Origin of the sequence: Nocardioides albus (genome assembly GCF_014648255.1) — a bacterium.
Classification (GTDB): domain Bacteria; phylum Actinomycetota; class Actinomycetes; order Propionibacteriales; family Nocardioidaceae; genus Nocardioides; species Nocardioides albus.
In genome coordinates, this window is sequence record NZ_BMQT01000003.1 from 156,828 (window position 1) to 171,440 (window position 14,613).

A 14,613-nucleotide genomic window follows, 5' to 3' on the forward strand; every position below is an offset into this window, starting at 1 on the left:
GCGTGTTCGGGGGGATAGCCTTGCCCGTGGGCAACCCATTTCTTACAGTGCGAAAATTCGGAAGAGGCGAATCAAGCCGTGTCCTCAGGCACCCCGTCCCCCAACACTGCCGACATCCCAGCGGAATTCGGCGCCAACGAGTGGCTGGTCGAGGAGATGTACGACCAGTACACGAAGGATCCCAGCAGTGTTGACCCCGTGTGGGTGAAGTTCTTCGAAACAAACGGACAGCCGGGCGCGTCGCCGAACGGTGCCTCGGCCCCGGCCACGCCCGCTGCCAAGTCTCCGGTCCCGACCGCTCCGGCCGACGCTCCGGCCAACGCGCCCGCGCCGACCACCCCTGCCTCGACCGAGGCGCCGGTGGCGAAGGCGGCTCCGGCCCCCAAGGCCAAGCCGCGCCCGGCCGCCCAGGCCGCCGAGCCGGCCAAGGGCACCGCGACGCCCACCCCTAAGGACGCCCCGAAGCCGACCGCCGTAGCGGTCACCGACGAGCCGACCTACACCACCCTGCGCGGCATCCCTGCCGCCACCGCCAAGAACATGGACGTGTCGCTCTCGGTGCCGACCGCGACCTCCGTGCGCAACATGCCGGTCAAGCTGCTGTGGGACAACCGCACCGTCATCAACAACCACCTGAAGCGCGCTCGCGGCGGCAAGGTCTCCTTCACCCACCTCATCGGCTACGCCATCATCAAGGCGATCAAGGCGATGCCGGCGATGAACAACACCTACGCTGAGATCGACGGCAAGCCGACCCAGGTGACCCCGCCGCACATCAACCTCGGTCTGGCCATCGACCAGCAGAAGAAGGACGGCACCCGGCAGCTCGTCGCACCGTCCATCAAGGGCTGCGAGCTGATGGACTTCGCCGGTTTCTGGACTGCGTACGAGGACATCGTCCGCAAGGCCAAGGACAACAAGCTGTCCATGGCCGACTACTCCGGCACCACGGTGAGCCTGACCAACGTCGGCGGCATCGGCACCAACAACTCGGTGCCGCGGCTGATGCAGGGCCAGGCCGCGATCATCGGCGTCGGCTCGATGGACTACCCGCCCGAGTTCCAGGGCGCCTCCCCCTCGAAGCTCGCCCAGAACGCGGTCTCGCGGATCATGACGATGACCTCGACGTACGACCACCGGGTCATCCAGGGCGCGCAGTCGGGCGAGTTCCTGGCGACCGTGCACAAGCTGCTGCTCGGTGAGAACGACTTCTACGACGAGATCTTCGCGTCGCTGCGGATCCCCTACGAGCCGATCCGCTGGAACCAAGACATCGACACCACCCACGACGACCAGATCTCCAAGCAGGTCAAGGTCGGCGAGATCATCCACGCCCACCGCGTGCGTGGTCACATGATGGCCGACACCGACCCGCTGGAATACAAGCAGCGTTCGCACCCCGACCTGCAGATCGAGTCGCACGGCCTGACGCTGTGGGACCTCGACCGCGAGTTCCCGGTCGGCTCCTTCGCCGGCGGCCGCAAGCCGTTCATGAAGCTGCGCGAGATCCTCGGTGTCCTGCGTGACTCCTACGTCCGCACCACCGGCATCGAGTACATGCACATCCAGGACCCCGAGCAGCGCCGGTGGATCCAGGACCGCGTGGAGCGGCCCTACGACAAGACCCCGCGCCAGGAGCAGCTCCGGATCCTGTCGAAGCTCAACGAGGCCGAGGCCTTCGAGACCTTCCTGCAGACCAAGTTCGTCGGCCAGAAGCGGTTCTCCCTCGAGGGCAGCGAGACCGCGATCCCGGTCATCGACGAGGTCTGCGAGGCCGCCGCCGAGGCCGGTCTGGACGAGGTCACGATCGGGATGGCCCACCGCGGCCGCCTCAACGTGCTCGCCAACATCGTCGGCAAGTCCTACAACCAGATCTTCCGCGAGTTCGAGGGCAACATCGACCCGCGCACGGTCCAGGGCTCCGGCGACGTGAAGTACCACCTCGGTGCCGAGGGCGAGTTCCTCTCCGACCTGGGCGACAAGATCAAGGTCTCCGTCGCCGCCAACCCGTCCCACCTCGAGACCGTCGACCCGGTCCTGGAGGGCATCGCCCGCGCCAAGCAGGACGTGCTCGACCAGGGCGCCGTCTTCCCGGTCCTGCCGCTGCTGGTCCACGGTGACGCCGCCTTCGCCGGTCAGGGTGTGGTCGCGGAGACGCTCAACCTGTCCCAGCTGCGTGGCTACCGCACCGGTGGCACCGTGCACCTGGTCATCAACAACCAGGTCGGGTTCACCACCTCGCCGGGCTCGTCGCGCTCCTCGCTGTACGCCACCGACGTCGCGCGGATGGTCCAGGCGCCGATCTTCCACGTCAACGGCGACGACCCCGAGGCCTGCGTGCGCGTCGCGCGGCTCGCCTTCGAGTACCGCCAGGCGTTCAACAAGGACGTCGTCATCGACCTCATCTGCTACCGCCGCCGCGGTCACAACGAGGGCGACGACCCGTCGTTCACCCAGCCGATGATGTACGACCTGATCGAGCAGAAGCGCTCGGTCCGCAAGCTCTACACCGAGTCGCTGATCGGCCGTGGTGACATCACGATCGAGGAGGCGGAGCAGGTGCTGGCCGCCTACCAGGCTCGCCTGGAGCAGGTCTTCACCGAGGTGCGCGAGGCCGACAAGATGCCGCAGGCCTGGGAGACCGTCCCGGACTACCCCGAGAAGCCTGCCGGCGAGACCGTCACCGCGATCACGCAGGACGTGCTGAAGCGGATCGCGGATGCGTACGTCACCCCGCCGGAGGGCTTCACGGTCCACCCGAAGGTGATGCCGCAGCTGCAGCGGCGCGCGACACAGATCTCCGACGGTGGCATCGACTGGGCCACCGGCGAGACGCTCGCCTTCGGTTCGCTGCTGCTCGACGGCCGCCCGGTGCGGCTGGCCGGTCAGGACTCGCGTCGCGGCACCTTCGTGCAGCGCTTCGCGACCATGATCGACCGCAAGAACGCCGATGAGTGGACGCCGCTGAACAACCTGAGCGAGGAGCAGGCGAAGTTCTACGTCTACGACTCGCTGCTCTCCGAGTACGCCGCCCTCGGCTTCGAGTACGGCTACTCCGTGGCTCGCCCCGATGCGCTGACCATGTGGGAGGCGCAGTTCGGTGACTTCGTCAACGGCGCCCAGTCGGTCATCGACGAGTACATCTCGGCGGGCAAGACCAAGTGGGGCCAGGACTCCGGCGTCGTGCTGCTGCTGCCGCACGGCTACGAGGGACAGGGTGCCGACCACTCCTCGGCTCGCATCGAGCGGTTCCTCACGCTGTGTGCCGACGAGGCCATGGTCGTGGCTCAGCCGTCCTCCCCGGCGTCGTACTTCCACCTGCTGCGCACCCACACCCTCGGCGAGGAGCACCGCCCGCTGATCGTCTTCACCCCGAAGTCGATGCTGCGTCGCAAGGACGCGGCGTCACAGCCGGCCGAATTCACCTCGGGTTCGTTCCAGCCGGTCATCGCCGACACCGAGGCCGACGCCTCGAAGGTCAGCACCGTGCTGGTCGTCTCCGGCCGGCTGACCTGGGACCTCGTCGTCGAGCGTAGGAAGCGGGAGCGCGAGGACGTCGCGATCGTCCGCGTCGAGCAGCTCTACCCGTGGCCGACCGAGGAGCTGGCGACAGAGCTCGCGAAGTACCCGGACGCCAAGGTCAAGTGGGTTCAGGACGAGCCCTACAACCAGGGCCCGTGGCCGAGCTACTACCTCAACGTGGTTCCCGACCTGGACCGCGAGGTCGAGCCGATCACCCGCCCGGCCTCCTCCACCACCGCCGTCGGCACCATCAAGCGGCACACGGTCGAGCAGAAGGAGCTCATCGAGCGCGCCTTCGCCTGATCGCACGGCCAGCGGAGCGCGACGAAGGAGCGCTCCGCGTCGGCCGGGCGGGTTGAGCGAGCGCGCGGCCGAGCCTGCGAGGCCGTGACCGCGAGTCGAAACCCACACAGCACGTTCGAAAGGCCCCTCGGTGGAGACACCGAGGGGCCTTCGTACGTCTCGTCTCAGACGGGGACCGGGACCGGTTCCTCGCTCAGACCGATCTTGCGGTGCAGGCGTCGCAGCGGCTTCGGCGCCCACCAGGCGGCCTCCCCCAGCACGCGCATGGCCGCGGGCAGGAGGATCCCGCGGATGAGGAACGCGTCGATGAGGATCGCCAGCCCGACCCCGAGGCCGAAGAACTTCATGAAGCTGATGTCGCTGACCAGGAACGCGAAGAAGCTGGTCGCGATCAGCGCGGCGGCCGTGGTGACGATCCGGCCGGTGTGGGCCAGCCCCTGGACGACCGCCTCGACGTTGCCCAGGCCGCGGCGCCGCATCTCGGTGATCCGGCCGAGCACGAACACCTCGTAGTCCATCGACAGCCCGAACGCGATGACCAGGAGCAGCACGACCATCGAGACGTTGAGCGGCATGGCGGTGAAGCCGAGGAGGTCGGCGCCCATGCCCTCCTGGAAGATCGCGATCGTTGCCCCGAGGGTCGCGCCGAGGCCGATGATGTTGAGCGCCAACGCTCGTAGCGGCTGGACCAGGCTCCCGGTGAAGAGGAACAGGATGATCACCATGGCGATGGCGAGCCCGCCGAACGCGTACGGGAGCTTGGCGCCGATCGCGTCGAGGGAGTCCAGCAGCTCAGCGGCACCGCCTCCGACCAGGGCGTCGGCGTCGGCTGGCGCCGGGACTGCGCGTATGTCTCGGACCAGGTCACGGGCCTCCGCGGACTGGCGGTCGAGCTGGTTGACGACGGCTAGCTGGTCCGCGCCGTCGCCCGGCGGGACGGCCGGCGTCTTCGAGACGAGGGTGCCGTCGGCGTACGTCCCGAGACGGGTGTCGACGCGGTCGACGTCATCGACGCGGGAGAGCTCCGCGGCGTAGGTCTCGAGGTCGTCGTCCGCGACAGCCGAGGTCGTCACCACCGTGATCGGGCTGGTGCCGTCACCGTCGAACTCCTCGCGGAGCAGGTCCCCTGCCTGACGACTGCCGGCTGTCGTCGGAAGAACCCGGTCGTCGGGGGTGCCGAACTCGATGCCCGCAAGGGGTGCAGCCATCGCGAGCAGGACGGCAACGACAGGAAGAGCAACCCAGGGGCGGCTGGTGACGAATCGCGCCAGGCGGGTCCAGGACGGAGCCGCGCCACCGCGCAGTCCGCGCACGCCGGGGATCCGGAGCGCATCGATGCGGTCACCGAGGAGCGCGATCGTGGCGGGGAGCAGCACCACGGCGACGACGGCGGTGATCACCATGACCCCGATTCCGGCGTAGGCCGAGGAGCGCAGGAAGTAGAGGGGAAAGATCAGCAGCGACGCCAACGAGATCGCGACCGTGGACGCGCTGAAGACGATGGTCCGCCCGGCGGTCTCCACGGCCCGCACCACCGCATCTGCGTGCGCTGATCCGGCTGCTCGTTCCTCCCGCACACGGGCCACCATCAGCAGGCCGTAGTCCACAGCGAGACCGAGCCCGAGGCCGGTCGTCACATTGAGGGCGTAGATGGAGACGTCGGTGAACGAGCCGAGCACGGAGAGCTCTGCGAAGGTTCCTGCGATGGCGAAGCCGCCGACCGCGAGGGTGATGACGGCAGCCACGATGTTGCCGAAGGCCAGCATGAGCAAGGCGATCATCAGCGGGATCGCGATGGCCTCGGCGAGGCCGAGGTCGCTGCCGAGCTGGCCGCTGATCTCCTCGAAGGTGGCGAGCTGGCCACCGACATGGACTGTCGTGGCGTTGTCGGTGGCGCTGGTATCGGTGTAGCGGTCGATCACCGCAGCAGCGTCGGTCTCGTCCGGGTCCTCGGCGCCGACGGAGATCAGTCCGTGCGCACCGTCCTCGGAGACCATCCCCGGACCGGGCGCATCGAGATACGAGACGACGTCGGTGAGCTCGTCGTCGGTCCGAAGACGATCGACAAGCGCCTGGGCGTCCTTCGCGGCCGCGCCTTCGGTCACGGCGCCACCGCCGGTGCTGACGATGAGGACGAATCCGGCGTCGTTGCCGAATCCCTCCTCGAGAGCGACGGCGGCCCGGCTGGTCTCCGAAGCGGGGTCATCGAAGCCCGCGTCGTCGAGCTTGCCGAAGGCCGAGGTGGCCAGATAGATCGCGCCGAGGAGAGCGACCAGGCCGATCACCAGGACCCGGCGTGGATTTCGCACCACGAGGGTGCCGAGTCGGTGGAACATGAGTCCTCCAGCGGAATGTGTGCAGATGTAAACTTGGCAGGTGTTAACTTTCCCTTCGATGTGGGCAGGTGTCAACATGAATTCCGTGAATTCTTCAGTGAGCTCGGACGAGGGCGCTCGGCCCTACCACCACGGCGACCTCCGCAACGCGTTGGTCGATGCGGCCGCGACGCTCGCCGAGCAGGGCGGCCCGGACGCGGTGACGATCCGCGCGGCTGCCCGCTCGGTCGGAGTGACTCCGACCGCCACCTACCGCCACTTCGCCAACCAGTCCGACCTGCTCCATGCGGCCAAGCACGAGGCGATGGAACGGCTCACCGCGACGATCCTCGAGCTCCTCGCCGCCGAGACTCCCGCACCCGACCCGGCAGAGGCCGCAGTGCAACGGCTCGCCGCGGCGGGGCGGGGATACGTCCACTTCGCACTCGCCCAGCCGGGGCTGTTCCGCACCGCCTTCTGCCGGCCCCAGCTGGGCGACGAGCACCCGCCGGAGGAGATCTCCGCGATCCTCGCCGAGGCCCCGCCGTACGCCTTCCTCACCACCGCTCTCGATGACCTGGTCGAGGCCGGCTGGCTAGCGGCCGATCTCCGTCCCGATGCCGAGACGGGCGCCTGGGCCGCGGTCCACGGCCTCGCGGTCCTCTTCGTCGACGGGCCCTATCGCCACGTGCCCGAGCCCGATCGCGACGGGCTCATCAACGCCACCCTCGGCATGGTCGTACGCGGCCTCTCCGGCGGTCCGGCCTCCGACTCACCGCTGAACGCAGAATGAAAGACTGAGCGCATGTATTTCACCGACCGCGGCATCGAGGAGCTCGTCACCCGTCGGGGCGACGAGGAGGTCACCCTCGCCTGGCTGGCCGAGCAGCTCCAGGCCTTCGTCGACGTACACCCCGAGCACGAGACCCCCATCGAGCGCCTGGCCACCTGGCTGGCCCGCCTGGACGACCCCGAAGACTAACCCGCCGCGCTGGTCGAGCCGCCGGAGCCGCTAGGCGGAGGCGTGTCGAGACCAACACGGCATGTGACTGTGTTGGTCTCGACACCGCTCGCTAGCGCTCGCGGGCTCGACCAGCGCGGCGCGGCCTATTCGGGGAGGTCTTTTTCGGCTCGCTTGGCGGCGGCGCGGAGCTCGAAGAGCTCGGTGGCGAGGCCGCCGATGGCACCGGCCACGTCGCGTACGGCGCCGGTGATGATCATGGTGACCTGGCCGACCGTGGTCGCGGTGACCTCGACGGCGCTCTGCGCGACATCCTTGCGGATCTCGTTCTTGCTCAGCTCAGGCTCCATGACAACCCATTGTGGCTGGTCGGGCGTCATGCCGCGACCCCCTCGAGGACCGGGGTGGGCTCCGCCGCGGCGGCGGCCTCCGACTTGCGGTCGGGGAGGGCGTACTTGCAGATCTTCTTGAAGACACCGAACAGCTGCTTGCGCAGCGGGCCGGTGTTGTAGGCCAGGCCGTAGCGCTCGCAGATCTCGCGGACCTCCTCGGCGATCTCCGGGTAGCGGCGCGCCGGGAGGTCGGGGAAGAGGTGGTGCTCGATCTGGTGGGAGAGGTTGCCGGACATGATGTGGAAGGTGCGGCTACCGGTGATGTTGGCCGATCCGAGGAGCTGGCGGTAGTACCAGTGACCCTGGGTCTCGTCCTCGCACTCCTCCTGCGAGAAGGAGGCGACGCCGGCCGGGAAGTGGCCGCAGAAGATGATGTTGAACGTCCAGATGTTGCGGATGATGTTGGCGGTGAAGTTCCCCGCGAAGGTGAGCGGCGCCAGCGGACCGGTGAGCAGCGGGAACAGGACGTAGTCCTTCAGCGTCTGCTTCTTCACCTTCCGCCAGATCCGGGCGCCGATCTCCTTGTTCTCGGCCCAGGTGCGGCGACCCGCGACGAGCTCATCGACCTCGAGGTCGTGCATCGCCACACCCCACTCGAAGAACGTCATCAGCAGGAACGCGTAGAGCGGGTTGCCGAGGTAGTAGGGGTGCCACTTCTGGTCCTCGTCCATCCGGAGGATCCCGTAGCCCACGTCGCGGTCCTTGCCCACGATGTTCGTGAACGTGTGGTGCATGTAGTTGTGGCCGTACTTCCAGTTCTCGGCCGGCGCCATCGTGTCCCAGTCGAACATGCGGGAGTTGAGGTCGGGGTCGCCCATCCAGTCGTACTGGCCATGCATGACGTTGTGCCCGATCTCCATGTTGTCGAGGATCTTGGAGATCGACAGGCAGGCGACGGCCGGGACCCAGCCGATCACGGGCAGGTAGAAGAGCGCGCGGCCGGCGAGCTCGAAGGCACGCTGCTTCTTCACGATGTCGTAGATGTACGCCGAGTCCTCCTCGCCCAGGTCGGCGACGATCCGCTGGCGGATCGCCTCCATCTCGGCGCCGAACGCCTCCAGCTCCTCAGGGCTCAGTCGGCGGTTTCCGGTCTTCTCAACACTGGTCATGGGTATCTCCTCGAAGGAATCGTCAGAGGTCCACGGAGCAGTCGCCCTCGGGCGTGCTCACGCAGATCCGGATCTGTTCGTCAGGGAGCTCGGATGTCTCGCCGGTCAGGACGTTGCGGACCCGTCCGGAGCTCTTGTTGGTCACGCAGGAGAAGCAGATCCCCATCCGGCAGCCGGACTCCGGGGTCAGCCCCGCGGCCTCGGCCTGGTCGAGGATCGTCGCACCGTCGTTGGCGACGGACTTGCCGGTGCGGGCGAACTCCATCTCGCCTCCGGCGACACCGGCGGTCCGAGGCGGCTTGAAGTACTCCACGCGGAGCGACTCGGTGCCTGCGTACGCCGCCTGGGCCGCCTCGATGAGCGACGCCGGCCCGCAGGCCCACGTCGGCACCTCGCGAAATCCCGGGACGAGCTTCTCGAGCAGCGCCGGCGAGAGGTAGGGCGCACCGTCAGAGGTATGCATGATGTGCAGGTCGACGCCGTGGCCCTGGCGACGGATCTCGTCGAGCTCGTCGGCGAAGATCTGGCGGTCGGCGCTGGGCGCCCAGTGCAGGAAGGTGACCTTGCCCCGGTGCGTACGCCGCTGCAGGGAGCGCAGCATCGACATCACCGGCGTGATGCCGGAGCCACCCGAGATCAGGACGATGTGCTCGGGCACCCGGTCGGGAAGGACGAAGTCGCCCTCGGCCTGGGACAGGTGGACGAGGGTGCCGACGGTGGCCCGCTCGGTGAGGAACTTGGAGATGCTGTAGGGAGTCGCGTGCTCGTCCTCATGGGCGCGCACCGTGATGGTGAGCGGCTCGCCCGGCTTGCTCTCGGTGTTGGAGACGGTGAAGACGCGGGTGGTACGCCGCCCCTCCCCCGTGTCGATGCCGACGCTGACGTGCTGGCCGGCGCGGTGACCGCGCCAGGTCGAGGTGGGCTGGAGAGTCACGGTCGCCACCCGGGGCGCGCCAGGCGCGCTCACCTCCGGGTGGATGTCGGTGATGCGAGCACGCACCTCGTGCGCTGCCAGCATCGGGTTGATCTGGGTGAGGTAGCGGTCGATGCCATGCGGGGAGGCGAGCGCCGCAACCGTGCGGGAGCGGAGGATCCGGCCGCCGAGGTCGAGTGCCATGTGTTTCGCCTTTCAGTGAACATCTGTACACCGACAACGATGGCGGGTCATCACTGCACGCGTCAAGACACCGCGCACGTGGTTCAGATCACGGTGTACAGGTGTGCACCTGACGCCTCCCTGCTCGCTGCGCCTAGGATGGTCTGGTGATCGAGACGGGTACCGAGCCGGAGAGCCGTGCGGAGCGCAAGCTCCGGACCCGGAGGGCGATCCTCGACGCGACGCTGGAGCTGTGCGCCGACAGCTCGCTGACAGCGCTGTCGCTACGTCAGGTCGCCAAGCAGGTCGGCATCGTGCCGACCGCTTTCTACCGCCACTTCGACTCCATCGAGTCGCTCGGCCTGGCCTTGGTCGAGGAATCCTTCGACTCGCTGCGAGACCTGTTTCGCGACGTACGCCGCAACGCCCGGGCCGACCAGGATATCGTCGACGGCTCGATCGATGCCCTCGTCGACCACGTTCACCGGCGCCGCGACCACTTCGGGTTCATCGCCCGCGAGCGCGTCGCCGGGCCGCGTTCGGTGCGCGAGGCCATCCACCGCGAGATCGAGCTCTGCGAGCGCGAGCTCGCCACCGACCTGGCGCTGATGACCGGCACCGACATCTGGACGGCCAAGGACCTGCATGTGCTCTCGTCGCTCTTCGTGACGGTCCTGGTCGCCACCGCGGAGCAGATCCTCTCCACCACTCGCCCCGAGCAGGAGGCACAGATCGTCGCCACCGTGCGGACCCAGCTGCGGATGCTGCTGGTCGGCGTCTACCAGTGGCGCTCGGAGGGCTAGGAGCTCAGCAGCCGCAGGCCGTGGCCTCGCGACCGTGCTCGCACAGCTCGGCGAGCTCGGCGTCGAGATCGGCGTCAGGTGACGTCACCGGCTCCTCGGGCGCCTCTGCCCGAGCCGGCAGCAGAACGGCCATCACGACCACGATCAGCGCGAGCGCTGCGCTGACCATGAATGCGGCTTGCAGACCGCTGACCTGCGCCGCGATCGCACCGACCTCGTCGATGACCTGGTCGCTGCGTACCGACATCACGGTCACGGCCAAGGCGGTGCCGAACGCGGCCGCGACCTGCTGGAGCGTGCCCAGGATCGAGGAGCCGTGGGAGTAGAGGTGGGACGGCAACGACCCGAGGCCGAGGGTGAAGACCGGGGTGAAGGCCGCGGCCAGGCTGACCATCAGGACCAGGTGCAGCACCAGGATGAGCCAGTAGGGCGTGGTGAGCGAGATCTGGGAGAACCCGGCGAGAGCGACGACGATGCCGACGGAGCCAGGGATGACGAGCACCCGGCCGCCGCGCGCGTCGAAGATCCGCCCGACCGTCGGTCCGAGGAGGCCCATCGCGAGACCGCCCGGCATCACCAGGAGCCCGGTGTAGAGCGGGGAGAGCCCGCGCACGGTCTGCAGGTAGAGCGGCAGCAGGATCATCGAGCCCATCATCGCCAGGAACGCGATCGCCATCAGGACCAGTGCCTTGGTGAAAGTCGGGTGCAGGAAGGCGCGCAGGTCCAGCAGCGGCGAACCGATGCGCTGCAGGCGCAGCTGACGGAGCACGAACGCGAGGATCAGCACCGCACCGAAGGCGGCGATGATCACGGGACGCCCGACCTCACCCTCGGCGAACCGGCTCAGTCCGTAGACGAGCGATCCGAAGCCGAGCGCGGCGATGACCACCGATGCCCAGTCCACGCTCGTCTTCGACGTCTCACCGACGTTCTCCAGCCGGCGCAGCCCGGACCAGGCCACGCCGATGGCGATCGGCAGGACCAGCAAGAAGAGCAGCCGCCACGACCCGAAGCCCAAGATCAGTCCGGAGATCGTCGGCCCCAGCGCCGGCGCGACCGAGATCGCCATGGTGACGTTGCCCATCACCCGGCCCCGGTCGCTCTCGTCGACGACCGTCATCAGCGTGGTCATCAGCAGCGGCATCATCACCGCGGTGCCGGCCGCCTGGATGACTCGGCCGGCGAGCAGGATGCTGAAGACCGGCGCGATCGCCGAGATCAGGGTGCCGGCGATGAAGACGCCCATCGCCGTGGCGTACGCGGTCCGGGTCGTCACCCGCTGCAGGAACCAGCCGGTCACCGGGATCACCGACGCCATGGTCAGCATGAACGCGGTCGAGACCCACTGGGCGGCGTGCTCGGTGACCCCGAAGCTGTTCATCAGGTTCGGGATCGCGTTGAGCATGATCGTCTCGTTGAGGATCACCACGAAGGTGGCCAGCACGAGCAGGTTGATGACGGCAGGCGTACGCCGCTTCTCACCGTCCACGGGACGATGCGATGTTGTGACGGCAGCAGTCATTGCGAGTTCCTCGGGTCGTACGCAGGGGCCCGTTGCCGCCCGCTCTCATACATAGATCGAACGGGCGGGGCCGATTTCGACATCACGCCTCGAGAAACTTTCCGAGCCCCCGCCGGCGATACTCAATGGTCCCTTGCAGAACCGACGGGAGTCGAACGATATTCCGTACGTCACATTGCGCTGCGTCACATTGCGCTACGTCACGTACTCCGCGTCACAGAGTGAAGACGACCTTCCCGAAGAGCTCACCGGCGTGCATCGCCTCGAACCCGGCCTTGGCCTCGGTCAGCGGCATGGTGCGGTCGATCAGCGGCCGGGTGCCGGTCGCCTCGAGAAGGGAGACCAGGCTCGCCAGCTCGTTGCGGGTGCCCATCGTCGAGCCGATCACCTTCAGCTGCAGGAAGAAGATGTTGGTCAGCAGCGCGTCGTCGAGGTTCGCCCCGGACGTGGTGCCGCTGATGATGATCGCCCCGCCCGGACGCAGCGAGCGCACCGAGTGCTTCCAGGTCGCGCGGCCAACCGTCTCGATCACGGCGTCGACCTTGACCGGCAGCCTCTCCCCCGACGGCAGGGCCTCATGGGCACCGAGCTCGAGGGCCCGCTTCTGCTTCGCCTCGTCACGCGAGGTCGCGTAGACCTTGAGGCCGGCCGCCCGCGCGAGCGTGATCGCCGCGGTCGCCACTCCCCCACCAGCGCCCTGCACCAGCACCGAGTCGCCCGCCTTGAGCCCACCCTGGGTGAACAGCATCCGGTAGGCCGTCAGCCACGCCGTCGGCAGGCATGCTGCCTCCTCGAAGGACATCCCGGCGGGCTTCGCCACCACGTTGCGCCGCGGCACGACGACCTTCTCGGCGAACGTGCCCTGGTGACGCTCGGAGAGCAGTGATCGCTTCGGGTCGAGGGTCTCGTCGCCGGTCCAGTCGGGCGAGGAGATCACCGAGTGCACCACGACCTCGTTGCCGTCCTCGTCGAGCCCGGCGGCGTCGCAGCCCAGGATCATCGGCAGAGCCTCGGCCTTGAGCCCGACCCCCTGCAGCGACCAGAGGTCGTGGTGGTTGAGCGAGGCCGCCTTGACGGTGACCGTCGTCCACCCGTCCGGCGCGACCGGGTCAGGCCGCTCCCCGAGCACGAGGCCGGAGATCGGGTCGTCGGATGAGAACTTCTCGGCGTACGCAGCGAACATGCGCCCGACCCTACCGAACCGCGACCCGGCACATCTGCCCCATCCAAACCCGCCGACAAACCCGTCGAGTCGGCTCATCCTGACCGATCCGAGCGCCGAGTCGGCTCGTCATGACGAGCCGACTCGACGACCGAACTCGTCAGAACGAGCCGACTCGGCGATCCCGGAGTCGGTGGTCAGGCGCGGGCGACGCCGTCGGCCCGAGCTGCGTCGGCGACCGCGGCGGCGACGGCGGGGCCGACGCGGGGGTCGAACGGCTCAGGGATGATCTTGACCTCCGAGAGCTCGTCCTCGACCAGCGCCGCCAGGGCCTGGGCGGCGGCGAGCTTCATGCCCTCGGTGATCGAGGAGGCGTGGACGTCGATCGCGCCCCGGAAGATGCCGGGGAAGGCGAGGACGTTGTTGATCTGGTTGGGGAAGTCCGAGCGACCGGTGGCGACGATGCTGGCGTACTTGTGCGCCACGTCGGGGTGGATCTCCGGGTTCGGGTTGGCCATCGCGAAGACGATCGCCTGGTCGGCCATGGTCGCGACGAGCTCCTCGGGGACGGTGCCGCCGGAGAGGCCGACATAGACGTCGGCACCGTCGAGCACCTCGGCCAGCGTGCCCGAGCGGCCGGTGATGTCTGCGGTCACCTCGGCGATCGCCTTCTTCGACGCGGTCAGGTCCGAACGCGTCGAGGAGATGACGCCCTTGCGGTCGAGCAGGGCGAGGTCCTTGATGCCGAACTCGAGCAGGATCTTGGCGACGGCGACGCCCGCGGCGCCGGAGCCCGAGATGACCACCCGGGTCGACTCCGGGTTGCGGCCGGTCAGCTTCAGCGCGTTCATCAGCGCGGCCAGGGTGACGACGGCGGTGCCGTGCTGGTCGTCGTGGAAGACCGGGATGTCGAGCGCCTCCTTGAGGCGATCCTCGATCTCGAAGCAGCGCGGCGCGGAGATGTCCTCGAGGTTGATCCCCCCGAACGAGGGCGCCATCCGGATGACGGTCTCGACGATCTCGTCGACGTCGGTGGTGTCCAGGCAGATCGGGATCGAGTCGACTCCGCCGAACTCCTTGAACAGCACCGCCTTGCCCTCCATCACCGGCATCGCGGCGGCCGGACCGATGTCACCCAGACCGAGCACCGCGGTGCCGTCGGTGACGACCGCGACGGTGTTGGGCACCCAGGTGAAGGTCCGGGCCAGCTCGGGCTGCTCGGCGATCGCGGTGCAGACGCGCGCCACACCGGGGGTGTAGGCCATCGACAGCGATGCCCTGTCGGAGACCGATGCGGTCGCCGCGATCGCCATCTTGCCGCCGCGGTGGAGCTCGAAGACCGGGTCGCCGTCATAGGCGGTGGTCTCGGCGGACAGGGTGGACTCGGTCATTGGGGGCCTCCAGAAAACTACGGACTCGGACGTCGGG

General features: G+C 68.2%; 11 protein-coding genes. 4 read left to right on the plus strand and 7 right to left on the minus strand.

Annotated features, from left to right (window positions below):
• Window positions 1-78: 78 nt before the first annotated feature.
• On the plus strand, window positions 79-3,825 hold the full coding sequence (locus IEY84_RS06970; RefSeq protein WP_183543687.1) for a multifunctional oxoglutarate decarboxylase/oxoglutarate dehydrogenase thiamine pyrophosphate-binding subunit/dihydrolipoyllysine-residue succinyltransferase subunit: 3,747 nt from the start codon (window positions 79-81) through the stop codon (window positions 3,823-3,825).
• 164 nt (window positions 3,826-3,989) lie between these two features.
• Here IEY84_RS06970 and IEY84_RS06975 read toward each other — a convergent pair whose 3' ends face one another.
• Window positions 3,990-6,161 carry an MMPL family transporter gene (locus IEY84_RS06975; RefSeq protein ID WP_183543689.1) on the minus strand — a complete coding sequence of 724 codons (2,172 nt, stop codon included), beginning with the start codon at window positions 6,159-6,161 and terminating at the stop codon, window positions 3,990-3,992.
• 85 nt (window positions 6,162-6,246) lie between these two features.
• Here IEY84_RS06975 and IEY84_RS06980 point away from each other — a divergent pair, with 85 nt between their 5' ends.
• Entirely contained in the window at window positions 6,247-6,933 is a 687-nt protein-coding gene (locus IEY84_RS06980) for a TetR/AcrR family transcriptional regulator (RefSeq protein ID WP_221208632.1), read from the plus strand.
• Window positions 6,934-6,945: 12 nt separating this feature from the next.
• Window positions 6,946-7,122, plus strand: coding sequence for a DUF6104 family protein (locus IEY84_RS06985; protein ID WP_183543693.1), 177 nt, complete (start codon window positions 6,946-6,948; stop codon window positions 7,120-7,122).
• Window positions 7,123-7,247: 125 nt separating this feature from the next.
• On the opposite strand, the gene IEY84_RS06990 is transcribed toward IEY84_RS06985, so the two are convergent.
• The 3 genes from IEY84_RS06990 to IEY84_RS07000 are packed head-to-tail and all read right to left on the minus strand — an operon-like array spanning window position 7,248 to window position 9,719.
• Window positions 7,248-7,451: a hypothetical protein gene (locus IEY84_RS06990; RefSeq protein ID WP_183543695.1), complete on the minus strand. Its 204-nt coding sequence runs from the start codon at window positions 7,449-7,451 to the stop codon at window positions 7,248-7,250.
• Between the two features lie 26 nt (window positions 7,452-7,477).
• Window positions 7,478-8,602: a fatty acid desaturase family protein gene (locus IEY84_RS06995; RefSeq protein ID WP_183543697.1), complete on the minus strand. Its 1,125-nt coding sequence runs from the start codon at window positions 8,600-8,602 to the stop codon at window positions 7,478-7,480.
• 22 nt (window positions 8,603-8,624) lie between these two features.
• Entirely contained in the window at window positions 8,625-9,719 is a 1,095-nt protein-coding gene (locus IEY84_RS07000; protein ID WP_183543699.1) for a flavin reductase family protein, read from the minus strand.
• A 146-nt stretch (window positions 9,720-9,865) separates the two neighbouring features.
• On the opposite strand from IEY84_RS07000, the gene IEY84_RS07005 reads away from it, so the two are divergent.
• Window positions 9,866-10,501, plus strand: coding sequence for a TetR family transcriptional regulator (locus IEY84_RS07005; protein WP_183543701.1), 636 nt, complete (start codon window positions 9,866-9,868; stop codon window positions 10,499-10,501).
• A gap of 4 nt (window positions 10,502-10,505) precedes the next feature.
• On the opposite strand, the gene IEY84_RS07010 is transcribed toward IEY84_RS07005, so the two are convergent.
• From IEY84_RS07010 to IEY84_RS07020, 3 genes are all read right to left on the minus strand, one after another.
• A complete protein-coding gene (locus tag IEY84_RS07010) occupies window positions 10,506-11,990 on the minus strand; it encodes an MDR family MFS transporter (protein WP_229788417.1) in 1,485 nt (494 codons plus the stop codon).
• Between the two features lie 247 nt (window positions 11,991-12,237).
• On the minus strand, window positions 12,238-13,206 hold the full coding sequence (locus tag IEY84_RS07015) for a zinc-binding dehydrogenase (protein ID WP_183543705.1): 969 nt from the start codon (window positions 13,204-13,206) through the stop codon (window positions 12,238-12,240).
• Between the two features lie 176 nt (window positions 13,207-13,382).
• Window positions 13,383-14,576 (minus strand): NAD(P)-dependent malic enzyme, encoded by a 1,194-nt coding sequence (locus IEY84_RS07020; RefSeq protein WP_183543707.1) that lies wholly within the window; start codon window positions 14,574-14,576, stop codon window positions 13,383-13,385.
• Between the last annotated feature and the right edge of the window lie 37 nt (window positions 14,577-14,613).

What these genes read in the sequence shown, in the direction of transcription:
- IEY84_RS06975 (WP_183543689.1), bottom strand. Translation starts at nt 6,161, where the DNA reads ATGTTCCACCGACTCGGCACCCTCGTGGTGCGAAATCCACGCCGGGTC.
- IEY84_RS06985 (WP_183543693.1), top strand. Translation starts at nt 6,946, where the DNA reads ATGTATTTCACCGACCGCGGCATCGAGGAGCTCGTCACCCGTCGGGGC.
- IEY84_RS06990 (WP_183543695.1), bottom strand. Translation starts at nt 7,451, where the DNA reads ATGGAGCCTGAGCTGAGCAAGAACGAGATCCGCAAGGATGTCGCGCAG.
- IEY84_RS06995 (WP_183543697.1), bottom strand. Translation starts at nt 8,602, where the DNA reads ATGACCAGTGTTGAGAAGACCGGAAACCGCCGACTGAGCCCTGAGGAG.
- IEY84_RS07000 (WP_183543699.1), bottom strand. Translation starts at nt 9,719, where the DNA reads ATGGCACTCGACCTCGGCGGCCGGATCCTCCGCTCCCGCACGGTTGCG.
- IEY84_RS07015 (WP_183543705.1), bottom strand. Translation starts at nt 13,206, where the DNA reads ATGTTCGCTGCGTACGCCGAGAAGTTCTCATCCGACGACCCGATCTCC.
- IEY84_RS07020 (WP_183543707.1), bottom strand. Translation starts at nt 14,576, where the DNA reads ATGACCGAGTCCACCCTGTCCGCCGAGACCACCGCCTATGACGGCGAC.